The 25999-nt window shown below is 63.6% G+C and carries 24 protein-coding genes and 1 tRNA gene; 8 read left to right on the forward strand and 17 right to left on the reverse strand.

Annotated elements, in window-relative coordinates; genetic code table 11:
- The first annotated feature begins 14 nt into the window (after positions 1-14).
- Positions 15-1409 (forward strand): AmpG family muropeptide MFS transporter, encoded by a 1395-nt coding sequence (locus A6V37_RS08745; RefSeq protein ID WP_064266870.1) that lies wholly within the window; start codon positions 15-17, stop codon positions 1407-1409.
- Positions 1391-2704: a M48 family metallopeptidase gene (locus A6V37_RS40525; RefSeq protein ID WP_423213103.1), complete on the forward strand. Its 1314-nt coding sequence runs from the start codon at positions 1391-1393 to the stop codon at positions 2702-2704. The genes A6V37_RS08745 and A6V37_RS40525 overlap by 19 nt, the downstream gene beginning before the upstream one ends.
- Before the next feature lie 65 nt (positions 2705-2769).
- Here A6V37_RS40525 and A6V37_RS08760 read toward each other — a convergent pair whose 3' ends face one another.
- The 5 genes from A6V37_RS08760 to gatC all read right to left on the reverse strand — a co-directional run bounded on the left by A6V37_RS08760 (position 2770) and on the right by gatC (position 7859).
- Positions 2770-3549 carry an exodeoxyribonuclease III gene (locus A6V37_RS08760; protein WP_064266872.1) on the reverse strand — a complete coding sequence of 260 codons (780 nt, stop codon included), beginning with the start codon at positions 3547-3549 and terminating at the stop codon, positions 2770-2772.
- A gap of 46 nt (positions 3550-3595) precedes the next feature.
- Positions 3596-4435, reverse strand: a complete 840-nt coding sequence (locus A6V37_RS08765) for a PPK2 family polyphosphate kinase (protein WP_064266873.1) — start codon at positions 4433-4435, stop codon at positions 3596-3598.
- Between the two features lie 124 nt (positions 4436-4559).
- A complete protein-coding gene (gatB, locus tag A6V37_RS08770; RefSeq protein WP_064266874.1) occupies positions 4560-6035 on the reverse strand; it encodes an Asp-tRNA(Asn)/Glu-tRNA(Gln) amidotransferase subunit GatB in 1476 nt (491 codons plus the stop codon).
- Between the two features lie 5 nt (positions 6036-6040).
- Positions 6041-7528 carry an Asp-tRNA(Asn)/Glu-tRNA(Gln) amidotransferase subunit GatA gene (gene gatA, locus A6V37_RS08775; protein ID WP_064285920.1) on the reverse strand — a complete coding sequence of 496 codons (1488 nt, stop codon included), beginning with the start codon at positions 7526-7528 and terminating at the stop codon, positions 6041-6043.
- 31 nt (positions 7529-7559) lie between these two features.
- Complete coding sequence (gatC, locus tag A6V37_RS08780) at positions 7560-7859, reverse strand: Asp-tRNA(Asn)/Glu-tRNA(Gln) amidotransferase subunit GatC (RefSeq protein ID WP_064266876.1); 300 nt, start codon at positions 7857-7859, stop codon at positions 7560-7562.
- Between gatC and A6V37_RS40530 the strand changes: the two genes are divergently transcribed.
- The 6 genes from A6V37_RS40530 (at position 7858) to rodA (ending at position 14720) form a co-directional block, all read left to right on the forward strand.
- Entirely contained in the window at positions 7858-8007 is a 150-nt protein-coding gene (locus tag A6V37_RS40530) for a hypothetical protein (protein WP_157447858.1), read from the forward strand. The two genes, gatC and A6V37_RS40530, sit on opposite strands and share 2 nt — an antisense overlap.
- Before the next feature lie 232 nt (positions 8008-8239).
- Positions 8240-9283: a rod shape-determining protein gene (locus A6V37_RS08785; protein WP_004189550.1), complete on the forward strand. Its 1044-nt coding sequence runs from the start codon at positions 8240-8242 to the stop codon at positions 9281-9283.
- A gap of 156 nt (positions 9284-9439) precedes the next feature.
- On the forward strand, positions 9440-10552 hold the full coding sequence (gene mreC / locus A6V37_RS08790; RefSeq protein WP_064285921.1) for a rod shape-determining protein MreC: 1113 nt from the start codon (positions 9440-9442) through the stop codon (positions 10550-10552).
- Complete coding sequence (gene mreD / locus A6V37_RS08795; RefSeq protein ID WP_064266878.1) at positions 10549-11061, forward strand: rod shape-determining protein MreD; 513 nt, start codon at positions 10549-10551, stop codon at positions 11059-11061. Before mreC ends, mreD begins: the two co-directional genes overlap by 4 nt.
- 139 nt (positions 11062-11200) lie before the next feature.
- Positions 11201-13561 (forward strand): penicillin-binding protein 2, encoded by a 2361-nt coding sequence (gene mrdA / locus A6V37_RS08800; RefSeq protein WP_064266879.1) that lies wholly within the window; start codon positions 11201-11203, stop codon positions 13559-13561.
- Positions 13562-13571: 10 nt separating this feature from the next.
- Positions 13572-14720 carry a rod shape-determining protein RodA gene (gene rodA, locus A6V37_RS08805; protein WP_064285922.1) on the forward strand — a complete coding sequence of 383 codons (1149 nt, stop codon included), beginning with the start codon at positions 13572-13574 and terminating at the stop codon, positions 14718-14720.
- A 124-nt stretch (positions 14721-14844) separates the two neighbouring features.
- On the opposite strand, the gene A6V37_RS08810 is transcribed toward rodA, so the two are convergent.
- The 12 genes from A6V37_RS08810 to A6V37_RS08865 all read right to left on the reverse strand — a co-directional run bounded on the left by A6V37_RS08810 (position 14845) and on the right by A6V37_RS08865 (position 25981).
- Complete coding sequence (locus tag A6V37_RS08810; protein ID WP_064266881.1) at positions 14845-15546, reverse strand: tetratricopeptide repeat protein; 702 nt, start codon at positions 15544-15546, stop codon at positions 14845-14847.
- Positions 15543-16325 carry an HpcH/HpaI aldolase family protein gene (locus A6V37_RS08815; protein ID WP_064266882.1) on the reverse strand — a complete coding sequence of 261 codons (783 nt, stop codon included), beginning with the start codon at positions 16323-16325 and terminating at the stop codon, positions 15543-15545. Before A6V37_RS08815 ends, A6V37_RS08810 begins: the two co-directional genes overlap by 4 nt.
- 248 nt (positions 16326-16573) lie before the next feature.
- Entirely contained in the window at positions 16574-17017 is a 444-nt protein-coding gene (gene queD, locus A6V37_RS08820) for a 6-carboxytetrahydropterin synthase QueD (protein WP_100249373.1), read from the reverse strand.
- 9 nt (positions 17018-17026) lie between these two features.
- Entirely contained in the window at positions 17027-17659 is a 633-nt protein-coding gene (gene queE, locus A6V37_RS08825) for a 7-carboxy-7-deazaguanine synthase (RefSeq protein WP_064266884.1), read from the reverse strand.
- Between the two features lie 60 nt (positions 17660-17719).
- Positions 17720-18451 (reverse strand): 7-cyano-7-deazaguanine synthase QueC, encoded by a 732-nt coding sequence (queC, locus tag A6V37_RS08830; RefSeq protein ID WP_064266885.1) that lies wholly within the window; start codon positions 18449-18451, stop codon positions 17720-17722.
- Between the two features lie 371 nt (positions 18452-18822).
- Positions 18823-18898: transfer RNA gene (locus tag A6V37_RS08835), tRNA-Phe, on the reverse strand.
- Between the two features lie 153 nt (positions 18899-19051).
- Positions 19052-19741 (reverse strand): response regulator transcription factor EsaR, encoded by a 690-nt coding sequence (esaR, locus tag A6V37_RS08840; protein WP_064285923.1) that lies wholly within the window; start codon positions 19739-19741, stop codon positions 19052-19054.
- Positions 19742-22156 carry a sensor histidine kinase gene (locus tag A6V37_RS08845; RefSeq protein ID WP_064285924.1) on the reverse strand — a complete coding sequence of 805 codons (2415 nt, stop codon included), beginning with the start codon at positions 22154-22156 and terminating at the stop codon, positions 19742-19744.
- Positions 22146-22745: a DUF4390 domain-containing protein gene (locus tag A6V37_RS08850; RefSeq protein WP_064266888.1), complete on the reverse strand. Its 600-nt coding sequence runs from the start codon at positions 22743-22745 to the stop codon at positions 22146-22148. The genes A6V37_RS08845 and A6V37_RS08850 overlap by 11 nt, the downstream gene beginning before the upstream one ends.
- Positions 22742-24181 (reverse strand): 16S rRNA (cytosine(967)-C(5))-methyltransferase RsmB, encoded by a 1440-nt coding sequence (gene rsmB / locus A6V37_RS08855; RefSeq protein WP_064266889.1) that lies wholly within the window; start codon positions 24179-24181, stop codon positions 22742-22744. Before rsmB ends, A6V37_RS08850 begins: the two co-directional genes overlap by 4 nt.
- A gap of 196 nt (positions 24182-24377) precedes the next feature.
- On the reverse strand, positions 24378-25235 hold the full coding sequence (gene htpX / locus A6V37_RS08860; RefSeq protein WP_064266890.1) for a zinc metalloprotease HtpX: 858 nt from the start codon (positions 25233-25235) through the stop codon (positions 24378-24380).
- Between the two features lie 104 nt (positions 25236-25339).
- Positions 25340-25981 (reverse strand): LysE family translocator, encoded by a 642-nt coding sequence (locus A6V37_RS08865; RefSeq protein WP_064285925.1) that lies wholly within the window; start codon positions 25979-25981, stop codon positions 25340-25342.
- Positions 25982-25999: the final 18 nt, after the last annotated feature.

Genomic DNA, 25999 nt, shown 5'->3' on the forward strand with positions numbered 1-25999 from the left:
CGCAAGTCATTCACATGTCGAACCCGCCGCACGAGGCGCCTGCACTTACCGCTCACGAAGAACATCCCGGCTGGCGCGCGTTCCTGAACGCGCGCATGCTGATCTGCGTCTTTCTCGGCTTTACATCGGGATTGCCGCTGTTCACGCTCGTCTATCTGGTGCAGGCATGGTTACGCTCCGAAGGCGTGAATCTGAAGGAAATCGGCCTGTTTGCGCTGATCCAGTTCCCGTACACGTGGAAATTCATCTGGGCGCCGCTGATGGACCGGTACGTGCCGCGCTTTCCCGGCTGGCGGCCGGGCAGACGACGCGGCTGGATGCTCTGCACGCAGATTCTGGTCGCCGGCGCCATCGCGGCGTTGGGATTCGTGTCGCCGCGCGATTCGATCTGGACAGTCGCTGCCTTGACGGCACTGGTCGCGTTTTTCGGCGCAAGCCAGGATATCGTCATCGACGCCTACCGGCGTGAGTTGCTGAGCGACACGCAGCAGGGCCTCGGCAACGCGGTGCACGTGAACGCGTACAAGATCGCGGCGCTGGTGCCCGGCTCGCTCGCGTTGATTCTGTCCGACCATCTGCCGTGGACCACCGTGTTCATCGTGACGGCGGCGTTCATGCTGCCCGGCATGGTCATGACGCTCGTGGTGCGCGAACCGCAGGTGCACGGTGTGCCACCCAAGAATCTGCGCGAAGCGATCGTGCAGCCGTTCAAGGAATTCATCCAGCGCGACGGCTGGCGCGGTGCGCTGTTCGTGCTCGGATTTATCTTCCTGTACAAGCTCGGCGATACGATGGCGACCACGCTATCTACCTCGTTCTTTCTCGACATCGGTTTTTCGCGCACGCAGATCGGCGTGATCGCGAAAACTACCGCATTCGGTGCGAGCCTGGCTGGCGGGATCGTCGGCGGAATCTGGCTGATGAAAATCGGCATCGGCCGGGGCTTGTGGATCTTCGGCATCCTGCAGATGGTGTCGACGCTCGGCTTTGCCTGGCTCGCGCATCTCGGACCTGCGTCGCCCGGTCTCGCGGCGATCTACGACATCGCCGTCGGGCTGAGCCAGGGCGCGACGAAGCTGCTGGCGCTGGTCGGCGTCGATTGGGCTGTGCAGCTCGAGCCGCGCTCGGTTGCGCTGGCGCTCGTCTACGGCTTCGAAACGTTCTCCACCGGTTTGACCATGGCGGCCTTCACGGCCTACATCGCCAGCACGACCGATCCGCGCTACACGGCCACCCAGTTCGCGCTCTTCACGAGCCTGGCCTCGGTGCCGCGCACCCTGGCTTCGGCGGCAAGCGGCTACGTGGTCGCGCAGATCGGCTGGTTCGACTACTTCATCGCGTGCACCGCGCTGGCGTTGCCCGGCATGTTGCTTCTGGTGCGCATTGCGCCGTGGAGGGCGCCGTCGTGAAGGCGCCCCGCTTACGAGGGGCGCCGCGTGCGACTGCGTCCCGAGCCGATGCGTTCAAAGCTTGTCGCGTGGTGCTGCGTACGGCCTCCTGGGGGCTTGGCTGCCTGAGCCTGACCTTGGCCGCTCCGTTGAGCGCCTACGCGAACGCCGCGCCGGCAACCGCCACCAGCGCCCCCGCGGCGCCAGCCGTGCCCACGCCCGCACCGTCCACGCCTGCCGTGCCAACGGCCAAGTCCGCTACGGCCGGCCCCAGCCCTGAAGGCACGACACCGGCGGTGCAAGGGGCGAACGGCACCGCCAGCGCTCCCAGCGCCGGCAGTGCGCCTGCCGCAGCCGCACCGCCCTCCTCGACGCAATCGCCACCGCCCCCTGTCACAGCGAAGACACCCGCTGCAACATCAGGGGCGCCCGCAGCCGCGAAAGCGCCTGCCGCCACCTCGACGCCGGCCGCAGCCACTGTGCCCGCGCCCCCGCCGGATAGTGCGAACCCGCAGCTGCGCTACGGCGGCTACCTCGTGTTTCGCAACCTGATTCCATCGCCGATGCTCGAGGCGCAAGCCGCCGAAGAGTTCAGCCAGATCACCTACGGCGCCGAGCACGCGAACCGTCTGTATGGCGACACCGACGCGCACGTGACGCGCGTGCGCTCGATCGTCGACAAGTTGATTCCGTACTCGCTGAAATGGAACGAGCGGGCCAAAGGCTGGAAGTGGGAAGTGGCCGTAGTGCGCTCGCCCGACATCCGCATGTACTGCCTGCCGGGCGGCAAGATCGTCGTCTATGCCGGCGTGCTCGACCGTGTGCGTCTGAACGACAACGAACTCGGCATGCTGATCGGGCACGAGATCGCGCATGCGCTGCGCGAGCATGCACGCGAGCGGCTCGGCCAACTGCAGACGAGCCAGCTCGATTCGTCCGGCACGATCCCGCAGCTATTCGGGCTCGCCGATCTGGGCGCGGCGCCGCTCGGCATCGGCTCGCGCCTGCTGGAAATGAAGTACGAGAACACCGACGAAACCGAGGCCGACGTAATCGGCAGCGATATCGCGTCGCGAGCCGGCTTCGATCCGCGCGCGGCGGTCACGCTGTGGGACAAGCTGGCCCAGGCGACGCACAGCAATCGCGATCAAGGTTTCATCTACGTGCATCCGTATTCGCCTGCGCGCCGTCAGGACATTATCAAACGCTTGCCGGATATGCTGCCCCTCTACGCGAAGGCGATCGGCACGACGGTGGATGCGCTGCCGGACTACGCCGGCATGGGCCGCCCACGCCGCAAACTGATCCGCGATTGACTAGCGCGGCCCGCAACTGATCGGGCCGCCGTGCAACGAGCCTTCTGCGCGCGCTCGCTGCGGTCTTACTTCTTGAGCTTGTGGTCGTAATCGACGGTCAGCGGCGCGTGGTCGCTGAACTTGATGTCGCGGAAGACGTCAGTGCGTTTCGCCTTGCTCGCAATGCCCTGCGTTGCGATCTGATAATCGATCCGCCACCCGACGTTCTTCGCATAGGCCTGGCCGCGATTGCTCCACCATGTGTACTGTTCAGGCCGCTGATCGAGGGTGCGGAACACGTCGACATAGCCCACTTCGTCGAACAGCTTGGTGAGCCACGCGCGCTCTTCCGGCAGACAACCCGAGTTCTTCTGGTTGCCCTTCCAGTTCTTGATGTCGATTTCCTTGTGGACGATGTTCACGTCGCCGCACACGATCACTTCGCGCTCGCTCGAAAGCTCCGCGAGATGCGGCATGAACTCGTCCATGAACCGGTACTTGGCCTGCTGACGTTCGTCGCCACTCGACCCCGACGGCACATAAACCGAAATCACCGAGAGCTTGCCGAAGCGCAATTCGACATAGCGCCCTTCCGGGTCGAACTCCTCGCTGCCGAAACCGATCACCACTTCGTCCGGTTCGTGGCGCGTGTACACGCCCGCGCCGCTATAACCCTTCTTCACGGCATGCTGAAAATAGCCCGTGAAATCGTGCGGCGCCATGAATTCCGGCGTCATGTCGTCCTGCGAGCATTTGATTTCCTGCACACACAGCACGTCGGCCTTCTGCTCGCCGAACCAGTCGAAAAAGCCCTTCTTCGCCGCTGAGCGGATGCCGTTGAGGTTGGCGGTAATCACACGCAACATGTCGTTCCTTTGATGTTCGATTCGTTTGTGGAGCAAAAGGCCAAGGTCACTCGACCTTCACGCCCTTCAGCGATTCTTTGGCGGGCGGATATTCGAGCTTCAGTGCCGCGAACGTGCGCAACAGCAGCTCGGCCACCATCAGATTGCGATGCGTCTTGGAGTCGGCCGGAATCACGTACCACGGCGCGTATTCGGTCGAGGTCGCGGCGAGCGCGTCACGATACGCCGCCTGATATTTGTCCCACTGCTTGCGCGCTTCGAGATCGGAGACGTCGAACTTCCAGTGCTTGTTGGGATCGTCGATACGCGCCTGCAGACGCGCGCGCTGCTCGTCTTTCGAAATGTGCAGCATGCATTTGACGATGGCCGTGCCGCTATCGGCAAGCAGCGCTTCGAACTGGCGAATGTGGCGGCAGCGTTGCTCGAAGCCCTTCGCATCGAGCGTGCCGAGCACGGTGGGCACCAGCAGATCTTCGTAATGGCTGCGGTTGAAGATGGTCAGCTCGCCCGCGGCAGGCGCCTGCGCATGCACTCGCCAGAGAAAGTCGTGCGCCACCTCGACAGGCGTCGGCGCCTTGAACGGCACGATGCGCAAACCGAGCGGGTCGACTTCATGAAACACCGCGCGGATCGTGCCGTCCTTGCCGCTCGTGTCCATGCCCTGCAGCACCAGCAACACACGGCGCTTCTGTTGCGCGTGCAGGCACTCCTGCTGAGTGTCGAGCGTCGCGCCGATCTCCGACAGACGCGCCTTGTCAGCATCTTTCGCACCGCTCGAAAATGGCTTGGAAGACGGGTCGAAATCGTCGAGCGAGAATTTGCCTGGTTTCTTGTCTTCGTCGAAAAACGGCACGCGGAAATCGTCGAGCTCAGGTTGTTTCGCCATCCACACACTCCGTTATCTGCGTTTAAACGGGCCCGCAAAATGAAACGGGCCGTTGCCCCACTTTCGTTTCCGGCAACAGCCCGTGTTGACTAAAGCATGACTACTTTAGCCGTGCTACTTCTGCTCAGGACAGCTTCTTCTTCAGCAGTTCGTTCACCTGCGCCGGATTGGCTTTGCCCTTGGTCGCCTTCATGGCCTGGCCGATCAGCGCGTTGAACGCCTTTTCCTTGCCGGCGCGGAATTCTTCGACCGACTTCTGGTTCGCGGCGAGCACTTCGTCGATGATCGCTTCAAGCGCGCCGGTATCCGAAATCTGCTTCAAGCCCTTCGCTTCGATGATGCGATCGGCGGCGGCTTCGTCAGTGGCCTTCTCTTCCCAGATCGCGAGGAAAATTTCCTTGGCAATCTTGTTGGAGATCGTGCCGTCGGCAATGCGTTGCAGCAGCAGCGCGAGTTGCGCGGACGACACCGGGCTGGCGGCAATTTCCAGGCTCTCGCGATTCAGTTGCGAAGACACTTCGCCCATCAGCCAGTTAGCCGCGGCCTTCGCGTTGGCCGGGCCGACCTTGCTCACCACCGCTTCGTAGTACGCCGCCATGTCCTTGCTCGACGTCAGCACGTTGGCGTCGTACGGCGTGAGGCCGTACTGCGACACGAAGCGCTGCTGAATCGCTTCCGGCAATTCCGGCATGTCGCGCTTCACACGCGCGACCCATTCCGCGTCGATCACGAGCGGCATCAGGTCGGGATCGGGGAAATAGCGGTAGTCGTGCGCGTCTTCCTTGCTGCGCATGGAGCGCGTTTCGCGCTTGTCCGGGTCGTACAGACGCGTTTCCTGCACCACGGTGCCGCCGTCTTCGATCAATTCGATCTGACGGCGCACTTCGTACTGAATCGCTTCTTCGAGAAAGCGGAACGAGTTCAGGTTCTTGATCTCGGCACGCGTGCCGAATTCCACCTGGCCGACCGGACGCACCGACACGTTCGCATCGCAACGGAACGAGCCTTCCTGCATGTTGCCGTCGCAGATGCCGAGCCACGTGACGAGCGTGTGCAGCGTTTTCGCGTACGCCACCGCCTCCGCCGCGCTGCGCATTTCCGGCTCGGTGACGATTTCGAGCAGCGGCGTGCCGGCGCGATTCAGGTCGATGCCCGTCATGCCCGCGAAGTCTTCGTGCAGCGACTTGCCCGCGTCTTCCTCGAGGTGGGCGCGGGTGAGGTTGACGACCTTCTCGTACGCTTCCTTGCCCGCCTTTTCATTGGCCGGCACCTGAATCGTCACCTGCCCGCCCTGCACGACGGGAATTTCATACTGGCTGATCTGATAGCCCTTCGGCAGATCGGGGTAGAAATAATTCTTGCGCGCGAAGATGCTGCGCGGCGCGACCGTCGCGCCGATCGCGAGGCCGAACTGGATCGCGCGCTCGACGGCGCCGCGGTTCATCACCGGCAGCGTGCCCGGCAACGCCAGATCGACGGGGCTGGCTTGCGTGTTCGGCTCGGCCCCGAACTGCGTGGAGGTGCCCGAGAAAATCTTCGATTGAGTCGACAGTTGCGCGTGGGTCTCCAGACCGATCACGACTTCCCATTGCTTGGCCATGGTGCTCACACTCCTGCCGGCGCTTTGCGGTGCCAGTCGGTCGCGCGCTGGAACGCGTCGGCCACCTGCAGCATCCGGGCTTCATTGAAATAGTTGCCGATGATCTGCAAACCCACCGGACGCTGCGCATTCGCACCGGCGCCGAAGCCGCACGGCACGCTCATGCCCGGCAAGCCGGCAAGACTCACCGACAGCGTGTAGATGTCGGCCAGATACATCTGCACCGGGTCGTCGCCCTTCGCGCCGAGATCCCACGCCACCGACGGCGCCACCGGTCCCATGATCACGTCGCACTGCTTGAACGCTTCCTGGAAGTCCTGCGCAATGATGCGGCGGATCTTCTGCGCCTGCAGGTAGTACGCGTCGTAGTAGCCGTGCGACAGCACGTAAGCGCCAACCAGAATGCGGCGCTTGACTTCCGGACCGAAACCTTCTGCACGCGACTTCTTGTACATGTCCTGCAGATCGCGATATTCCGCGGCGCGGTGGCCGAAGCGCACGCCGTCGAAACGCGACAGGTTCGACGAAGCCTCCGCCGGCGCGATCACGTAGTACACCGGGATCGACAGCTCGGTTTTCGGCAGCGAGACTTCCACCAGCGTGGCGCCGAGCGCTTCGTATTGTTTGAGCGCGGCGTCGATCGCAGCACGCACGTCGTCGGCGAGGCCGGCGCCGAAATATTCTTTCGGCAGGCCGATGCGCAGGCCGGCGAGCGGCTTGCCGGCACCGTCTTCTTTCCACTGCTTGCCGAGGTAGCGCGTGTAGTCTTCGTCGTCGCGCACGAGGCTGGTCGAATCGCGCTCGTCGAACCCGGCCATGGCGTTGAGCAGCGTGGCGCAATCCGCGGCGCTTTGCGCCATCGGACCACCCTGATCCAGCGACGACGCGAACGCGATCATGCCGTAACGCGACACACGGCCATAGGTCGGCTTGATGCCGGTGATACCGGAGAACGACGCCGGCTGACGGATCGAGCCGCCGGTATCCGTGCCGGTCGCGGCAGGCGCGAGTCGCGCGGCCACCGCCGCAGCGGAGCCGCCCGACGAACCGCCCGGCACAGCCTGACGATCCCACGGATTCTGCACCGGGCCAAAGTACGAATTCTCGTTGGACGAGCCCATCGCGAACTCGTCCATATTGGTCTTGCCCACGCACACCATGCCGGCGTTCTGCAGACGCGCGACCACGGTCGCGTCGAACGGGCTCGCGTAGTTCGCCAGCATCTTCGAGCCGGCGGTGGAGCGCCAGCCCTGGGTGACGAACACGTCTTTGTGCGCGATCGGCAGGCCGACCAGCGGGCCGGCGTGGCCGGCATGCAGCAGCGCGTCCGCGGCTTTCGCCTGGGCCAGCGTCAGATCGGGATCGACCTGGATGAACGCGTTCAGGCTGTTGGCCGCGTCGATCCGCTTCAGATAGAGCTGCGCCAGTTCGACTGCGGAGCATTCCTTGGCCGCCAGTGCGGCACGCAGTTCGGTCAAACTTTTTTCATGCATTGCGTTTTATCCTGTGCTTGATGCGCGGTTCTTATTCGATCACTTTCGGCACGAGGTACAAGCCTTCCTGCACGGCCGGCGCCGGGCGCTGGAAAGCTTCGCGTTCGACGGTTTCGGTTACCGCGTCGTCACGCAGACGCAGCGCGACGTCTTCGATCTGCTCGATCGGGTGGGCAAGCGGCGCGACGCCGGTGGTATCGACTGCCTGCATTTGCTCGACGAGGCCGAAAAAGTCGTTGAGCTGGGCAAGCGTGTGCTCAGCGTCGGCGTCGGCCAGTTCGAGCCGCGCGAGATGCGCGATGCGTTTAACATCGGTCAGGGTCAGAGCCATGCAGTCACCGGAAAATGTGGTGGACCGCCGCAACGTGAAAAAAACAATGCTGCGACAGTGGGTTACGACACTGGAGGAAGACCTCGAAAAAGGGGTCAGCGGCGGCAAAAAGTGCCGTCCGTTTCCTTCAAAACATCCAAAATTATAAGGTATCATTACGCGTTCGACCCAAACCCGGACCGACTTACGAAGGCCTTTCTGAACTGTTCCCAACGATAGTTCGGAATTTTCTGACCTGGCTTTGCATCGGCCTCCGGTAGACTCCCTCGCAGCTTCAAGTTCCTGTGGCGCCACTTTCGCCCGGCTGAAGCTGTTATTTTTTCCGCTGCCGCCCTGCGCATACGGTGCGAGGCCCGGCTCCAAGCGAGACAGGATTTTGAATGTTCGGTTTTTTGCGCAGCTACTTCTCCAACGATCTGGCCATTGACCTCGGCACGGCCAACACGCTCATCTACATGCGCGGCAAGGGCATCGTTCTTGACGAACCGTCGGTCGTCTCGATCCGCCAGGAAGGCGGTCCCAACGGCAAGAAGACCATCCAGGCAGTCGGCAAGGAAGCCAAGCAGATGCTCGGCAAGGTGCCGGGCAACATCGAGGCGATCCGCCCCATGAAAGACGGCGTGATCGCCGACTTCACCGTCACCGAGCAGATGATCAAGCAGTTCATCAAAACTGCTCACGAATCGCGCATGTTCTCGCCGTCGCCGCGCATCATCATCTGCGTGCCGTGCGGCTCGACCCAGGTCGAGCGCCGCGCCATCAAGGAAGCCGCGCACGGCGCGGGCGCTTCGCAGGTGTACCTCATTGAAGAACCCATGGCTGCCGCGATCGGCGCCGGCCTGCCGGTGTCGGAAGCCACCGGCTCGATGGTCGTCGACATCGGCGGCGGCACGACCGAAGTCGGCGTGATCTCGCTGGGCGGCATCGTCTACAAGGGCTCCGTGCGCGTGGGCGGCGACAAGTTCGACGAAGCCATCGTCAACTACATCCGCCGCAATTACGGCATGCTGATCGGCGAGCAAACCGCCGAAGCCATCAAGAAGGAAATCGGCTCGGCGTTCCCGGGTTCCGAAGTGAAGGAAATGGAAGTGAAGGGCCGCAACCTGTCGGAAGGCATTCCGCGCAGCTTCACGATTTCCAGCAACGAAATTCTCGAAGCCCTCACCGATCCGCTGAACCAGATCGTGTCGTCGGTGAAGATCGCGCTCGAACAAACGCCGCCGGAACTCGGCGCGGACATCGCCGAGCGCGGCATGATGCTGACGGGCGGTGGCGCACTGCTGCGCGATCTGGACCGTCTGCTCGCCGAAGAAACCGGCCTGCCGGTGCTCGTCGCCGAAGACCCGCTGACCTGCGTTGTACGCGGCTCGGGCATGGCGCTCGAACGCATGGACAAGCTGGGCAGCATCTTCTCGTACGAGTAAGCGAGCCCGTCTCCATGTCAGTAGCGCGGATCTGGCAAACGGCCCCTTGCGGACCGGTTTGCCGTTGGCTGGGCCTGCCAGCCTCCGCGCGCTGAAGGCGCGTCTCATCGCGCGCGCCGCCGTCTCACCCAACCGCTCACGCCCCCGGCGCCGACCATGGAATACAGTCCGCCGCCCCTGTTCAAGCAAGGCCCGTCGGCACTCGCACGACTCGTATTTTTCGTCGTGCTGGCGCTCGCCCTGCTGATCTCCGACGCACGCTTCAAAACGCTCGAAATCGTTCGCGGCTTGCTCGGCGCGGGTCTTTATCCGTTGCAGCGCGCGGCGCTCGTGCCGCGCGACATCTTCGTGGGCGCCGCCGACGTGGCCGTGACCAGCGCCACGCTGCGCAGCGAAAACGACAAGCTGCGCGCCAAAGACCTGCAGCTTTCACAGCAAGCCAACACGGCCGCCGAACTGGCTGCTGAAAACACGCATTTGCGCGCACTGCTGCAATTGTCGGAACGCTCCACCACGCAATCGCTGCCCGCCGAAATCCAGTACGACACACGCGACCCTTTCACGCAAAAAGTGGTCATTGGCCGCGGTGCGCAGCAAGGCATCCAGAACGGTTCACCCGTCGTCAACGAAGACGGCGTGATCGGTCAGGTAACGCGCGTATTTCCGATGCAGGCTGAAGTGACGCTGCTGACGGACAAGGATCAGGCTGTGCCCGTGCAGATCGTGCGCACCGGTTTGCGCAGCGTGATTTACGGCACGCCGAAGGGCGACACGCTCGATCTGCGCTTCGTGCCGATCAGCGGCGACGTCCAGACCGGCGACGAACTCGTCACCAGCGGGCTCGACGGAGTCTATCCGCCGGGGTTGCCGGTCGCCAAGGTGGTGCGGGTCGACAAACAGGCCGACACGGCGTTCGCGCGCGTGGTCTGCCTGCCGATCGCGCCGGTACGCGGCGCCCGCCAGTTGCTGGTGCTGCACTACGTGAACAATATTCCGCCACGGCCGGCCGAAGAGCCCGACGCCGCTACGGTAGCCAAGGACGCGAAGGCGAAAAAGGGCGGCAAGCCGGCCGATAGCAAGGCCGCGGCGGACAAGCCGGCGACCGACAAAGCCGCAGCAGCGAAGCCGGCGGACAAGCCCGCGGCCGCCAAGCCCGCCGACAAAGCTCCGGCCAAACCGGCGGCAGCGGAGAAGAAATCCTCCGCCGAGAAGAAACCGGCCGCTGAGAAAACCGCGAAGCCGCAAGCCACGCCGGGGGCCCAGCCATGAACCGTCCGCAATACATTCTGCAGCCGGTCAATCCGTACTTCATCTCGTTCAGCCTCGCCGCGGCGTTCCTGCTGAACCTGATGCCGTGGGGGCGCCTCGCCGGGGTGCCCGACTTCGTGGCGCTCGTCCTGCTGTTCTGGAACGTGCACCAGCCGCGCAAGGTCGGTATGGGGATCGCGTTTTTTCTCGGTCTGCTGATGGACGTTCACAACGCCAGCCTGCTCGGCGAGCACGCGCTGGCGTATACGTTGTTGTCGTACGGCGCGATTACGATCCACCGCCGGGTGCTGTGGATGTCGCTCGGCGTGCAGACCTTCGCGGTCATGCCGCTCCTCGTGGTCGCGCAACTGGTGCCGTTCGTGATCCGTTTGCTAACGGGCGCGGCGTTTCCGGGCTGGGGTTATCTGATCGACGGTTTTGTCGAAGCCGCGCTGTGGCCGGTTGCCAGCGTGCTGCTCCTGATGCCGCAGCGCCGCCCGGCCGATCCGGACGATACGCGGCCGATTTGATCCCGCCTCGGGCCCGCCGGCCATCCAGCGCATGCGCGTGGCCGGCCCGCTCGACGCATATCGCTGTTCATGCCTTCCGGTTCCGGCCGGAATAGGCGCACACTCATGATGGCCGTCACCCGGCCTTTTGCAGAATCGCATGACCGAATTCAAGGACACTCAGCAACAGCTCTCGAAGTTCCGCGTGCGCGTCGCGGCGGCGGGCCTGTTCGTGTTCGTCTGCTTCGGGCTGATCGGTTTCCGCTTCCTGTTCCTGCAGGTCTGGCACTACAGCAAATACTCGCTGCAGGCGGACGAGAACCGCATTTCCGTCGCGCCGATCGTACCGAACCGCGGCATCATCACCGATCGCAACGGCGTGGTGCTGGCCAAGAACTACTCGGCCTACACGCTCGAAATTACGCCGTCGAAGCTGAACGACTCGCTCGAAAACGTCATCGACAACCTGGCCACGGTCATCTCGATCGACGCGCGTGATCGCCGCCGCTTCAAGAAGCTGCAGGAAGACTCGAAGAACTTCGAGAGCCTGCCGATCCGCACCCGCCTGACCGACGACGAAGTCGCGCGCTTCACCGCACAGCGCTTCCGCTTTCCCGGCGTGGAAGTGCGGGCGCGCCTGTTCCGCCAATATCCGCTCGGGCCGACCGCAGCGCACGTGATCGGCTACATCGGGCGGATTTCGCAGCGCGACCAGGATCGCATCGACGACGCCAGCGACCAGAACGACAGCGATCCGGATCACTACGATCCGCGTCTGGACGCGAACAACTACAAGGGCACGGACTACATCGGCAAGATCGGCGTCGAGCAGAGTTATGAAACCGAGTTGCACGGCCAGACCGGTTTCGAGGAAGTGGAAGTGACCGCCGGCGGGCGGCCTGTGCGCACGTTGTCGCGCACGCAGGCAACGCCCGGCAACAATCTCGTGCTGTCGCTCGACATCGGGCTGCAGCAGGTCGCGGAACAGGCCTTTGCCGGCCGCCGCGGCGCGCTGGTCGCAATCGAACCGGCCACGGGCGACGTGCTCGCTTTCGTGTCGGCACCGAGCTTCGATCCGAATTCGTTCGTCGACGGCATCGACCAGCAGACCTGGGACGAGCTCAACAATTCGCCGGATCACCCGCTGCTGAACCGGCCGTTGCACGGCACCTATCCGCCGGGCTCGACGTACAAGCCGTTCATGGCGCTCGCCGCGTTGACGCTCCATAAGCGCACGCCGAGCTGGGGCTTCCAGGATCCGGGCTCGTACACGTTCGGCGGCCACACGTTCCGCAACGACGTGCGCTCAGGCCAGGGCTGGGTCGACATGAACCGCGCGATCGTGGTGTCGAACGACACGTATTTCTACATGCTCGCGCACGATCTCGGCGTGAACAATATCGCCAACTTCATGAAGCCGTGGGGCTTCGGCCAGATCACCGGCATCGATATTTCGGGCGAAGCGCGCGGCATCCTGCCGTCCACGGAATGGAAGCGCAAGGCGTACCGCAAGCCCGAGCAGCAGCGCTGGTACGAAGGTGAAACGATCAGCCTCGGCATTGGCCAGGGCTATAACTCGTTCACCATTCTTCAGCTCGCTCACGCTACGGCGACGCTCGCGAACAACGGCGTCGTGATGAAGCCGCACCTCGTGCGCGACATCGAAAACCCGATCACGAAGGACACCCGTGCGGTCGTGCGCGATCCGAGCGACAAGATCGCGGTGAAGCAATCGGACATCGACATCATCAAGCGTGCAATGGAAGGGGTCGTGACCAACGGTACCGCGTCGAAGCTGTTCATCGGCGCGCCGTATCAGGCGGCCGGCAAGACCGGGACTGCGCAGGTTTACTCGCTGCAAGGCCAGAATTACAAGGGCCACGCGATCGCCGAGCATCTGCGCGACCACGCGCTGTTCATCGCCTTCGCGCCGGTCGACAACCCCAAGATCGCGCTCGCCCTGATCGTCGAGAACGGCGGCTGGGGCGCGGAAGCGGCGGGGCCGATCGCGCGGCGCGTGCTTGACTACTACCTCGTCGGCAAGAACAAGCCGGGTGCCCAGGAGGCTGCGGTAGCGGCCGCTGCGTCCGCGACCGAGGATGCATCCGCGCCGGAAGTTGGCGGCGCTCCCACGCCTCAGGATGCGGCGCAGCCGGTCAAGGTCGCAGCAGGCTACACCGCGTTGCCGATGCCGGGTGCGGCCTCGGCAGCGGCGGCTGCTTCTGCGGCTGCAGCGGCGTCAGCTGCAGCCGTGTCAGATAACGCCGCCGCGTCCGCGCCAGCGGCCGTCACGGCGACAGCCGCGTCGGGTGCGTCAGCAGCCGTGGCCGCGTCTGGCTCCGCGGCGGCCAGGAATCCGGCGTCGCGCAAATCCGGTGCCCCGCATAAACCCCGTCCGGCCAGCGAGCCGGCGCCGAGCGCCGCCGCACGCTCCGAAAGAAATCCCCTTGGACAGCCGGGGGATGACGGTACTCAGTCCACCTCGCCACGCCAGCCGGTTTCCGGCGGCATCGACGAGTAAGGAGAAAGGCATGCAATTCGACAAGCGCGCCGTGCTCGACCGCATCAAGCAAATGTTCGCGGGCTTCGACCGCCCGCTGGCTTTGATCGTTTTTCTGCTGCTGTGCGTCAGCATTGTCACGCTGTACAGCGCGAGCCTGGACGTCCCCGGCCGCGTGGAAGACCAGTTGCGCAACATCTTGCTGACGTTCGTGCTGATGTGGGGGCTCGCCAATGTGCCGCCCACCACGCTGATGCGCTTCGCGGTCCCGCTCTATACATTCGGGATCGCATTACTGGTCGCGGTGGCGCTATTCGGCCTCACGCGCAAGGGTGCGAAGCGCTGGATAAATGTCGGCGTGGTGATCCAGCCGTCGGAGATCCTGAAGATCGCCACACCGTTGATGCTTGCCTGGTACTACCAGCGGCGCGAAGGCGTGATGCGCTGGTACGACTACCTGGTCGGTTTCGTGATCCTCGCCGTGCCGGTTGGTTTGATCGCCAAGCAGCCTGACCTCGGTACCGCAGTGCTGGTGTTCGCGGCCGGCCTCTTCGTGATTTACTTCGCGGGCCTGAGCTTCAAGCTGATCGTGCCGGTGCTGATCGCGGGCGTGATCGCGGTCGCCTCGATCGCAGCGTTTCAGGTCAAGATCTGTCAGCCCGAAGTGCAATGGCCGCTGATGCATGATTATCAGAAGCACCGCATCTGCACGCTGCTCGACCCCACCTCCGACCCGCTCGGCAAGGGCTTTCACACCATCCAGGCGGTGATTGCGATCGGCTCGGGCGGTCCGCTCGGCAAGGGCTGGCTCAAGGGCACTCAGGCGCATCTGGAGTTCATCCCCGAAAAGCACACCGACTTTATTTTCGCGGTGTTTTCTGAAGAGTTCGGGCTCGCGGGCGGTGTCGTGCTGCTCACGCTCTACATGCTATTGATCGCGCGCGGACTGTATATCGCGGCCAATGGCGCGACGCTTTTCGGGCGCTTGCTGGCCGGCTCGCTGACCATGGCATTCTTCACCTACGCGTTCGTCAATATCGGCATGGTGAGCGGGATCTTGCCGGTGGTCGGTGTGCCGTTGCCGTTCATGAGTTATGGCGGCACTGCGCTGACAACACTGGGGGTCGCGGTCGGCCTCATCATGAGCATCGCACGGCAGAAGCGGTTGATGCAGAGTTAGTGCGGCAAGATCAGGTCGCCGCCGACAGGTCAAAGCTTGCCGGGCGGGGCTTGAAACAAGACTCAACAAACATGAAAAAGGGGCGCACCGTCGGGAGCGCCCCTTTTGTCTTTGCTGCGTGTCTTTACTGCGGCTTCACTTCCTTCTGGTCGCGCAACTGTGCGCTGAGTTGCTGATACTTGAGCCGCGCCGCCGGATCGCCCTGAGCCGCCGCAGCGGCGTAATAGGCGCGCGCGACATTGAGGTTCTTGTCCACTCCGTCGCCGCCTCGTTCGTAGAACGAGCCGGTCACGTATTGCGCGGTCATGTCGCCGCCCTGCGCCGCTTTCTTGTACCAGACGAACGCCTGCTTGTTGTCGCGCTCGGTGCCGCGGCCATCGAGGAACTGGTTGGCGAGCGCGAGCTCGGCCTGCACGTGGCCTTGCATCGCCGCCTTCAGGAACCAGCGATGCGCCTCGACCGGATCGCGCCCGACGAACTCGCCATCGTCATACATCTTGCCGTACACATACTGCGCGTGCGACATGTTGGCGTCGGCCGCCTTGCGAAGCCACTTTTTGCCTTCGTCGACGTTGGCTGGACCGCCTTCGCCATTGAGCAGCATCATGGCGTAGTTGAACTCCGCGAGCCGGCTGCCATGCTCCGCGGCCTTGCGGAATTCGGCGAGCGCCGCGCCCATATTGCCGGCGTTGTAATCGGCGACTGCGGTTTGCGTCTCCGGATCGCTCGGCTTCGTGGCGCTGCTCTGCGCGTAGGCCGTCACATTCGCCATCAACGCCGCTGCCACCGCTACACGCAGCACGACACCCTGCACCATCCACTTCATGACCTGACCTCCTGCAACGCCTGACGAGTTGCGCGCAACATCCACATGACGTCGGCGGCTAAAGCAATAAATCGAAAACCTGCATCGCGATGCTGCCTGGCGCTCGCGGCGTCCATGGCAAAAATGCCGGCGGCAATGCCGGCCTTGTCCGCGGCGCTGACAATGCGCGCCATGGCGGCCTGCACGTCGGCATGCTTCGAGTCGCCGAGGTGACCGAGGCTCGCGGCCAGATCGGCCGGTCCGACAAACAGGCAATCGACGCCGGGTGTCGCGGCGATCTTGTCCACTTCCTGCAGGCCGCGCGCCGACTCGATCTGCACGATGGTCGCGATCTGCGCGTTGGCCGTCTGCACATAGTCACGCCGCATGCCGTAGCCTCCCGCCCGCACCACGCCGGCGACACCGCGCTTGCCCTCGGGCGCCCCGGCACCCGGAAATTGCGTGAGGCTGACGGCATGAGCCGCTTCCTCCGCGGACTCGATATTCGGAAACATCAGCGTGCGCGCTCCCGCATCCAGCACGCGCTTGACGAGCCACGCCTCGCTGGCCGGCACGCGCACCACCGGCTCGCTCGGCAGATGCGCGGCGGCAATCGCGCGCAACTGTGACGTGACGTCGCCGCTATCGTTGGGCGCATGCTCCATGTCGATCAGCAGCCAGTCGAATCCGGCGTGCGCGAGCGCTTCGGCCGCGGCATCGCTGCCGAGCGAAAGCCATAGCCCGAACAGCGGATCGGTTTCCGTCAGACGTTGCTTGAGGGGATTGGTGAAGGTGCTCATCGCGGCGCTCCAGCGCAAGGAGAACACGCCTTGCCTGAGACGCGGGACGGCATGCCGCGCTGACCGGGCATGCAGAAACTAAGAGGATGGCGCAGGCCGTAGCGGCCTGGATGCCTGCTGCGGCGCATTGCGGTGACCGGCATGTCTCGCTCCGTGTGGTTATCGGAGCGATCATACCGTGACAATAACGCGAGGGTTGGTGCGCCCTGCAAGGGCACTTCCCGCGGAGCGCGCGGGCGGCGCTGGATTTAGTCGCGAACCACGTCGGCCCAGCAATTCGGCGTCTCGTACAGACGCACCTTATGCAGGCGCAGATTCACGCCGTAGTGTGCGTCGTAGACGTTCGCGAGGATGTCGAACGCGACGGCGGCGAGATTTTCCACGGTCGGAATGCGGTCGAGCACGACCGTCTTGTGGCCGGCCATGGTCTCCAGAAAGCCGCGCACCTGCGTGTCGCCTTCGTAAACGAGGAAGGCATGGTCCCACTTGTCGATCAGATGCTCGACGGCGAGCGACTTCACGTCGGCGAAGTCCATCACCATGCCGCGATCAGGCGCGCCTTCGGTGTCGACCAGATCGCCTTGCAGCGTGATTTCGAGCACGTAGCGATGCCCGTGCAGATTCCGGCACTGGCTGCGGTGGTCGGGAATGCGGTGACCCGCGTCGAATTCGAGTTTTCGTGTAATCGTCAGCACGGCAAATCAGGGAATGTTCAGATACTTGTGGGTCTGCATCGACAGGCGCCATTGCGGATGGCGTTTGCACCAGTCGATCGCGAGCCTGGTGTTGATATCGCGCGACGGACCGTCCATCGGCTGGACGAGGAAATACTCGAAGTCGAGCTTCGCATACTCGGACAAACGCTGGTTGTCCTGCGGAATCACGACCTTCAGTTCGTTGCCTTTGGTCACAACGAGCGGCGCGTCGGCCTTCGGGCTCACGCAGATCCAGTCGATCGTCTCGAGCACCGGCAGCGAGCCGTTGGTTTCAATCGCGATCTCGAAACCGGCGGCATGCAACGCGTCGACCAGCGGCGGGTCGATCTGCAGCATCGGCTCGCCGCCCGTGCACACCACGAAGCGCTGGCCCTCACCTTCTGGCCATTGCGATGCGATCATCTGCACCAGTTCTGCAGCCGTGCGGTACTTGCCGCCGTTCTCGCCATCCGTGCCGACGAAATCGGTATCGCAGAAGCGGCACACGGCCTCGGCACGATCTTCTTCGCGGCCCGACCACAGGTTGCAGCCGGCGAACCGGCAGAAGACAGCCGGACGCCCGGCATTCGCGCCCTCGCCCTGCAACGTGTAGAAGATTTCCTTGACCGCGTACGTCATGCTGCTTTCTGCCCTGTATTCCTGAAATGAGTGGCCGGCGCCGCGCCGGTGCGCGACACGTCAGACCGGCTCGGTCACCTTCTCGCCTGCCAGATACGCTTCATAGCCGCGCTTGCGCAAGCGGCACGCCGGGCATTCACCACAGCCGAAGCCCCAGTCATGCAACTCGGAGCGCTCGCCGACGTAGCAGGTATGCGTCTCGACGCGCACCAGCTCGACCAGTTCTTCACCGCCCAGTTCGTGCGCGAGACGCCACGTATCGGCCTTGTCGAGCCACATCAGCGGTGTCTCGAGCTGGAAGCGCGCGTCCATGCCGAGATTCAGCGCGACCTGCAGCGCCTTCATGGTGTCGTCGCGGCAATCGGGATAGCCCGAAAAATCGGTCTCGCACATGCCGCCGACTAGCACCTGCAAACCACGCCGATAAGCAATTGCCGCGGCGATGGTCATGAACATCAGATTGCGGCCCGGCACGAACGTGTTCGGCAAACCGTTGGTTGCCGCTTCGATCTCGATTTCGCGCGTCATTGCGGTATCGCTGATCGAGCCGAGCACCGACAGGTCGATCATATGATCGTCGCCGAGGCGGTCAGCCCAAGCGGGGAACGCGCGCACAATGGCGTGACGAAACCCTTCGCGACATTCAAGCTCGACGCGGTGCCGCTGACCGTAATCGAAGCCCAGCGTCTCAACCGTTTCATAACGTTCGAGCGCCCAGGCAAGGCACGTGGCCGAGTCCTGGCCGCCGGAAAACAGCACCAGAGCGCTACGTTTAGCGTTGTTGCGGATCACCGTGAAACTCCGTGAATGATGAGTGCCACGTCGCGCTGCGCGAGGTGCGCCATGCAAGCAACGCGGCGCGACGCGTGCCGGCACGGGTGCCGGTCCAAAGCAGTATAGGCCGCGCCTTCCGCATGCAGAGTCGCTGGGCGCTTATACCGTCAATCGTCGGGCGTTGGGTTCGGTGCTGATTGCGGCGTTGCCGCGCGTCACCCGGGTGACTCATTCATGTGACCCGCTCACGCGCAAGTCCTTGAACTGGCGCGATTTTATCACGCGGCGCCAAATGCCGCCGAGCGCGCGACACACCCCAGCCGGCGCAACGCGTTTCCGTCAGAAAAGGAAAAGCCCCAGGAATCTTGCGATTTCCTGGGGCTGAATCCTGGTGGCCTGGGACGGAATCGAACCATCGACACGCGGATTTTCAATCCGCTGCTCTACCAACTGAGCTACCGGGCCAACGAAGAACGAAATCATATCAAAGGGTCAGCAGCAGGGCAAGCCCCCTCTCGAAAAAATCTGTGAAGCCGAAATTCTCGCGGATCACGGCCTGTTCACCTGCATTGCTTACCCGTCTGACTTATTGACTTGAACTGGCTGACTTGACGTGACTTACTCGCCTTTGTTCTTGCCGAGATCGACACCGAGTTGTTTGAGCTTGCGATACAGGTGCGTGCGCTCCAACCCCGTCTTCTCCGCCACCCGCGTCATGCTGCCGTTCTCGCGTGCGAGGTGATATTCGAAGTAAGCGCGCTCGAACGCATCGCGTGCGTCGCGCAACGGGATGTCGAACGAGATCGATGCCGTCTGCGCGGCCAGCGCGCCACTGCCCATACCGTCGGCCGAGAGCATCGGCAACGCCGCCGCCGAAGCCACCGCCGCCGCGCTGACCGGCAACACCGGCTTGGCCGCCGCGCCGCCCGGCGCGCCCGCCGCATTGCCGCGCGCCAGCCCCTGCTCGACCGCCTTCAGCAGCTTCTGCAGCGCAATCGGCTTCTCGAGGAAATTGAGCGCACCGATCTTGGTGGCCTCAACCGCCGTATCGATCGTAGCGTGGCCGGACATCATGATTACCGGCATGGTGAGCTGCCCCTGCGCGGCCCATTCCTTGAGCAAGGTCACACCGTCGGTGTCGGGCATCCAGATGTCGAGCAACACCAGGTCGGACGCCTGGCGCAAGCGGAACTCGCGCGCTTCCTGCGCGTTTTCCGCGGCCTCCACGACATGCCCTTCGTCGCTCAGGATCTCCGAGAGCAATTCCCGGATGCCCATTTCATCATCTACCACCAGGATGGTTGCCATTTACGCTGCCCTTGTCTGCACTGTTGCTTTTGTGTTTCCGTGCGACGCACCGCCGTGCGCCGGACGCGACCCTGCCTCAGGCGCCGCGGTATCGTCCGCGAGCTGAAGGAAGAGGATCGAAATTTGCGCGCCCTCGATCACATCGCCAGCCTTCATGCGATTGCGAATGTCGATGCGCGCGCCGTGTTCGTCGACGATCTTCTTGACCATCGCCAGACCCAAACCCGTGCCTTTGGCCTTGGTCGTCACGTAAGGTTCGAATGCACGTGTGAGGATACGCGCGGGAAAGCCCGGTCCATTATCCGACACGGTCAGCCGCACCGCGACGTGAACCTTGCCTTCCGCGTCGGGGTCTCCGTATTCTACTGTCCTCGTCTCGAGCAACACATGGGGGTGCTCGACTTCGGCAACCGCGTCCTGCGCGTTCTGCAGCAGGTTGTGAATCACCTGGCGCAATTGCGTCGCGTCGCCGCGAATGGCGGGCAACGCCGCCAGCTCTACCTGGATCGCACCCTTGCCTTCTTCGATACCGTACAGCGTCAATACTTCGCTGACCAGATCATTCAGTTGCAGATGAGCAAGCACCGCCGGCGGCGTGCGCGCATAGTCGCGGAAATTGTCGACCATCTGCTTCATTGCCGCGACCTGATTCACGATCGTGGTCGCGCCGCGCTTCAACACATCCGCGTCCGACGGTGACAGCTTTTCGGCAAGCTTCATTTGCAGACGCTCGGCGGAAAGCTGGATCGGCGTGAGCGGATTCTTGATTTCATGCGCGAGCCGCCGCGCGACTTCGCCCCAGGCGATCGAACGCTGCGCGGAGATCACGTCCGAAATATCGTCGAACACCACCACATAGCCGGACGTCTGCAAGTCTTCCGCGTCGCGCTCTGCGGCGGAGACGAGGCGCGCGCCGCGCACGAGCAAGGTGAGCGGCTCGGTTTCGCCCGGCACCTGAATCGAGAACTGCTGCTGCCAATGGCCGCGATCGTCGTGACCGTCGCCGCTGGCGGCTTCGCGATCGGCAAACGCCTTGCGGACCATGCCGCCGAATTCGCTCAACACGCTGATCTGATCGAGCGCCGAACCGAGCACCGTCTGAAACGGCTGGCGGAAAATCCGCTCGGCACCGCGATTGGCGGTGGTGAGCCTGAACTGCCGGTCGAACACGAACACGCCCGCGGTCAGGTTCGCGAGAATGCTTTCCAGATACGACTTCGAATGCTCCAGCGCGATGCGGTTGTTTTCGACCGCGGCACGCGCTTCGGACAACTGCCGCGTCATCGCATTGAACGACTGGGTGAGGAAGCCCAGTTCATCACGCGACTTGATTTCCCGCTTCGGCGTGTAGTCGCCTTCGGTCACTTCCTTCGTGCCCTGCGCGAGCAGGAACAACGGCCGCGCAAGCTGATTGCCGAGCGCCAGCGCCAGCATCATCGCAATGAAGGTGGCCAGGAACAGCGCAAGCGTCAGCGTGCCGATGTACATCTTGCGCAGACCCGTGCGGCCAAGCGCCTTCTCCTGGTATTCGCGGTAGGCGCGCTGCACCGCGTCCGCATTGCGAGCGAGCGTGGGCGAGACCGGCTGCGTGAGTTGCAGGAAGCGCTCGGTGGGCTGCAGCAGCGCGGCGTTCGAATCGGGAATGCGCTGCACCACGCGCAGCCGCAGCACGCCCTTGCCGCCCTGTGCGTGAGGATCGCCGTCCACTTCGCCTTCGATCGCCGCATAGCCACGGCCGCGCGCCTGATCGATCATCAGCGGCGTGGGCAAGTCGTTCGGCACGAGCGTCGCGTAGTTGCCGGAGGCCTGCGCAACGACGTGCATGTCGGGTGTCGCGCCCGACATGCTGCGCGTAGGTTCGACGATCGTCGCATCCTGCACGCCGAACTGATCGCGCAGACGCAGCAGTGTGAGCGTGGTGCCGGCGGCATCCGCGCTCGCCAGTTGCTCCGACATCAATCGCCCCTTGGTCTGCAGGTCGGACAGCGAAGCGTCGAGCATGCCGCGTCCGAGATTCAGGCCGGAGGTGAGCGCCGTTTCAACGTTCACGTCGAACCACGATTCAATACTGCGCGACACGAACTGATAAGAGACGACGTAAATGATTCCGCCCGGCACCACGCCGACCAGCGCCATGAAGAACGCGAGTTTCGCCAGCAGCCGCGTGCCGAACTTCCCCTTTTTCAGCCGCGCGATGATGATGATGACGAGCGTCGCCACCACCAGCAGGAAGATCATCGCGACCACGAGGTTCGCGGCGTAGAGCCACTGGTAATAGCGGTCGAAGAATTCGGTATTCGCGCTGGCGGCGGCGAGCAGCACGAGCAGCAACACGGCCGTGACCGCGACCGTGGACACCAGCACGCGCACGACGATGCTGCTGACGCTGGTGGCGGAGCGCACTTTATTTAGCACGTTCGGTCACCGTGAAGGTAAAGCGCTTCCATTCGGATGCGAGATTCCAGTCGCGGTTGTTCACCGCGTCGATCTGGAACGGCTTGGGCATCAACGCGATGTCGAGTTGCATGCGCACCGACGCGGTGTAGGTCTCGCCGGCATGCACGTCGTTGCGATCGATCACATGCCACGACGTAATGTGCTTGATCACCGCGAGCGCATCCTTGAGCGTGCTGAAGCCGAGCTGCAAACCACCGGACGACACGCCCGACACGCGGTATTCACGCGTGAGCGGCTGAAACGACAGGCGGACGCTTTGCGACACGTTCACCGGCTGCTCGTCGAACCAGTACCAACGCGGCCGGCTCAGCTCGAAGTCGGTCGTGAAGTAAAGCGGAATGCCTTTGTTGACGGCGTCTTCGAGATTGTTGTTCAGGTCGAAGTCAAACCGTGCATCGAGGTTCCAGCCGGTGTTGTCGGCTTGCAGCGACGCACGCTGCACCGCGATCGAATCGGCGAGCGCCACGCCCGGCGCCGCCAGCCATACGGCCAGCGCGATCCAGAGCACGGCAGCGAGCCGAAGCGGGAAGAAGCGTTTGATGGTCACCGTTTCTGAAAGCGCGCGTAGAAAAATCCGTCGTGGTCTGAGTTCGCGCCGGCGCTGTCTTCAGCGGATTGTCCGGCATGGGAACCGGCCGATATGTCGGCGGGCGCGCGAGCCACTGAAGGTAAAAGTTGCCCCGGCGCGTCCAATCGTACCGCATCCTGATGCTTGTTTTCAAACCACTGCGCCTGCAACTCGCCTTCTTCAGGAAAGATCGAGCACGTAACGTAGAGCAACTCGCCGCCAGGCTTCACGAGCGGCCACAAGGCGTCGAGAATCCGGCGCTGCTCGGCGACCAGCGCGGGAATGTCGGAGGCGCGCCGCAGCCAGCGAATGTCCGGATGACGCCGCACGATGCCCGAGGCCGAGCACGGCACGTCGGCCAGTATGCGGTCGAATGGCTGGTCGATGTCGTCGTGCCACTTCGCGGGCGTGCCCGCGTCGCCGATCCGCACTTCCGCTTCGAGCTTGAGCCGCTGCAGGTTTTCACCGATGCGGCGCGCGCGCGCCGCATCGCTTTCCAGCGCCACGAGCTGGATATTGGCAAGTTCGAGCAGATGTCCGGTCTTGCCGCCAGGCGCCGCGCACGCGTCGAGCACGCGCATGCCGTCGCGCACGCCGAGCAGTTGCGCGGCGAGTTGCGCGCCGGCGTCCTGCACCGAGACGACGCCTTCATTGAAGCCTGGGATACGGTCGACCGGCATCGGCGTGTCAAGTCTGACCGCATAGTCGCCGGCTTTGCTTGCGGAAATGTGATGGTTCTGCAGCACTTGCAGGTAGGCGTCGACCGTCGAATGACGGGCGTTCACGCGCAGCGTCAACGGGCCTTGCGTGTTGCCGCTGGCGAGCACCGATTGCCATGCCTCGGGCCACGCAGTTTTCACCGCCTCGATCCACCACTGCGGGTAATTCCAGCGCGCCACTTCGTCGGCTTGCGCAGCGTTCAGCAGCGCCTCGCGCTCGCGCAGGAAACTGCGCAGCACGGCGTTGACCAGCCCCTTGGCAAACGCGAATTCACGGCGCGCGCCGATCGCGCTCACAGCCTGATCGACTACCGTGAACGGCGCGTATGCGGCATTCGCTTCGTCGTCGACGAGGAGAGCCAGCGCGCACGCGAGCAGATGAGCAACGTGCGGCGGCGGGGTCTTTTTCACCAGCTTCGCGATCAGCCATTCGGCGGTCGCAAGACGCCGCATCGTGCGGTAGGCGATATCCTGGACCGCGCCGCGCGCGGCAGCCGCGCTGCCCTCAGGTGCAGACACGAAGACGGACTGCAGCGCCGCCGGCAGGGCCGCGCCGGAGCGCACGGCGCCGACGGCCTGGCCCGCGCAATCGAGCGCGAAACCGAGCGATTCGGGCGCGAGGTGCAGCGTCGACAAGCGGGATTCGCGCACGCGCGCCGATGACGAAGCAGAACGCGAAGAAGACTTTGTTGTCATGAAGAAGGCTAAAGCAGGCCGCGCGGTGCGCGCGGCGCAATCAGCACATTGTAGCGTGGCGCGGCCCACGGACCTCCGCGGCGCGCCTGCGGCTGCGGCAGTGGCAATCTCGCGGTGGTCAGCAAAACACATACCGAACAAAAAAGGCGAGCCCGCGGACTCGCCTTTCATCACACCGCGTAAGCGCCGCGCGGCGTTATTCGAAGCGCCCCGTGCGCGCCATCTCCATCAAACGCGCAATGCGCTCCTCAGTGGCCGGGTGCGTGGAGAACAGGTTTGCGATGCCGCCGCCTGACAGCGGATTCATGATCATCATTTGCGCGGTGGCCGGATGCTGCTCAGCGGCCGGGAACGGAATACCGCTCGCGTAACGATGAATCTTGTCGAGCGCCGAAGCCAGCGCTTGCGGGTCGCCGGAAATCTGTGCGCCGCCACGGTCGGCTTCGAACTCGCGCGCGCGCGAAATAGCCATCTGGATCAGCGCGCCGGCAATCGGCGCCAGCAGCGCAACCGCGATGCCCGCGATCGGATTCGTTGGACGGCCGTTTTCGTCGCGGCTGCCGAAGAACATCGCGAAGTTCGCGAGCGCGGAAATGGCGCCGGCCATCGTGGCCGACACGGTCGAAATCAGAATGTCGCGATGCTTCACGTGAGCCAGTTCGTGCGCCATGACTCCGCGCATTTCCCGCTCGGAGAGCACGCGCAGAATGCCCGTGGTCGCAGCGACCGCAGCGTGTTCCGGATTGCGGCCCGTGGCGAACGCGTTCGGCGCGTCTTCGTTGATCAGGTAGACGCGCGGCATGGGCAGGTTCGCGCGCGTGGCAAGTTCGCGCACCATGCGGTAAAACTGCGGCGCACTGTTTTCGTCGACTTCCTGCGCGTTGTACATGCGCAGGACCATCTTGTCCGAGAACCAGTACGAAAAGAAATTCATGCCGAGGGCGAGCACGAGCGCGATCGTCATGCCACGCGACCCGCCGATCATCCCGCCGATCACGATGAAAAGGGCCGTGATCGCGGCCATCAACATCGCGGTTTTGACCCAATTGAACATGTCTGCAACTCCTTGCCCTGACGCGGGTTTCATATCTGCACCGCATGATTGCGGCGCTCGATTGTAAGCGGAATGTTAGATATGGGCGCGTGAGGAAAATTCAATCATCTTGATGCGGTGGCGAGCTTGATGCCCAAGCCGACAAAAGCGCTGCCCACGCCGCGATCCAGCCACTTCTTCACCGCCGGCTGGCCGGAGAAGCGCTGCGTCACACTGCCCGCGATCCACGCGACGAAACTGTTCCACAGCGTGCTCATGGCGACGAACACCGCGCCGAGCACCAGGAATGCGAGCGCCTTGTGGTCGTTGCCGGTCGTCACGAACTGCGGGAAGAAGGACACGAAGAACAGCACCACCTTCGGGTTCAGAACATTGGTCCAGAAGCCTTGCAGGAACAGCTGCCGCAGCGACTTGGGCGCACCGGCCGCACGCGTGTCTCCGGCTGCCTGATCGGCTGCGGGCTTGGCGAACACCAGGCGCACGCCAAGGTAGATCAGATAAATCGCGCCGACGAACTTAATGACCGTGAATGCCGTGGCCGACGCAGCTAACAGCGCGGTCAAGCCAAACGCGCAGGCGAGCGAGTGAACGCAGCAACCCGCGGAGATGCCAAGCGCCGACATCAGACCCGCGCCACGGCCTTGAGCGACGCTGCGCCCCACGATATAGGCAGTATCGGGACCCGGCGTGACATTCAGAAGAAAGACCGCGGCGACGAAAAACTCGAAATGGGTGATGCCGAACATGAAAATCCTCGAAATCTG

The sequence above is a fragment of the Paraburkholderia ginsengiterrae genome, assembly GCF_001645125.1.
Taxonomy (GTDB): Bacteria; Pseudomonadota; Gammaproteobacteria; order Burkholderiales; family Burkholderiaceae; genus Paraburkholderia; species Paraburkholderia ginsengiterrae.

Coding starts and splice junctions, on each gene's coding strand:
- A6V37_RS08745 (WP_064266870.1), top strand. CDS start 15: ATGTCGAACCCGCCGCACGAGGCGCCTGCACTTACCGCTCACGAAGAA.
- A6V37_RS08760 (WP_064266872.1), bottom strand. CDS start 3,549: ATGTTGCGTGTGATTACCGCCAACCTCAACGGCATCCGCTCAGCGGCG.
- A6V37_RS08765 (WP_064266873.1), bottom strand. CDS start 4,435: ATGGCGAAACAACCTGAGCTCGACGATTTCCGCGTGCCGTTTTTCGAC.
- gatB (WP_064266874.1), bottom strand. CDS start 6,035: ATGGCCAAGCAATGGGAAGTCGTGATCGGTCTGGAGACCCACGCGCAA.
- gatA (WP_064285920.1), bottom strand. CDS start 7,528: ATGCATGAAAAAAGTTTGACCGAACTGCGTGCCGCACTGGCGGCCAAG.
- A6V37_RS40530 (WP_157447858.1), top strand. CDS start 7,858: ATGCAGTCACCGGAAAATGTGGTGGACCGCCGCAACGTGAAAAAAACA.
- gatC (WP_064266876.1), bottom strand. CDS start 7,859: ATGGCTCTGACCCTGACCGATGTTAAACGCATCGCGCATCTCGCGCGG.
- A6V37_RS08785 (WP_004189550.1), top strand. CDS start 8,240: ATGTTCGGTTTTTTGCGCAGCTACTTCTCCAACGATCTGGCCATTGAC.
- mreC (WP_064285921.1), top strand. CDS start 9,440: ATGGAATACAGTCCGCCGCCCCTGTTCAAGCAAGGCCCGTCGGCACTC.
- mreD (WP_064266878.1), top strand. CDS start 10,549: ATGAACCGTCCGCAATACATTCTGCAGCCGGTCAATCCGTACTTCATC.
- mrdA (WP_064266879.1), top strand. CDS start 11,201: ATGACCGAATTCAAGGACACTCAGCAACAGCTCTCGAAGTTCCGCGTG.
- rodA (WP_064285922.1), top strand. CDS start 13,572: ATGCAATTCGACAAGCGCGCCGTGCTCGACCGCATCAAGCAAATGTTC.
- A6V37_RS08810 (WP_064266881.1), bottom strand. CDS start 15,546: ATGAAGTGGATGGTGCAGGGTGTCGTGCTGCGTGTAGCGGTGGCAGCG.
- A6V37_RS08815 (WP_064266882.1), bottom strand. CDS start 16,325: ATGAGCACCTTCACCAATCCCCTCAAGCAACGTCTGACGGAAACCGAT.
- queE (WP_064266884.1), bottom strand. CDS start 17,659: ATGACGTACGCGGTCAAGGAAATCTTCTACACGTTGCAGGGCGAGGGC.
- esaR (WP_064285923.1), bottom strand. CDS start 19,741: ATGGCAACCATCCTGGTGGTAGATGATGAAATGGGCATCCGGGAATTG.
- rsmB (WP_064266889.1), bottom strand. CDS start 24,181: ATGACAACAAAGTCTTCTTCGCGTTCTGCTTCGTCATCGGCGCGCGTG.
- htpX (WP_064266890.1), bottom strand. CDS start 25,235: ATGTTCAATTGGGTCAAAACCGCGATGTTGATGGCCGCGATCACGGCC.
- A6V37_RS08865 (WP_064285925.1), bottom strand. CDS start 25,981: ATGTTCGGCATCACCCATTTCGAGTTTTTCGTCGCCGCGGTCTTTCTT.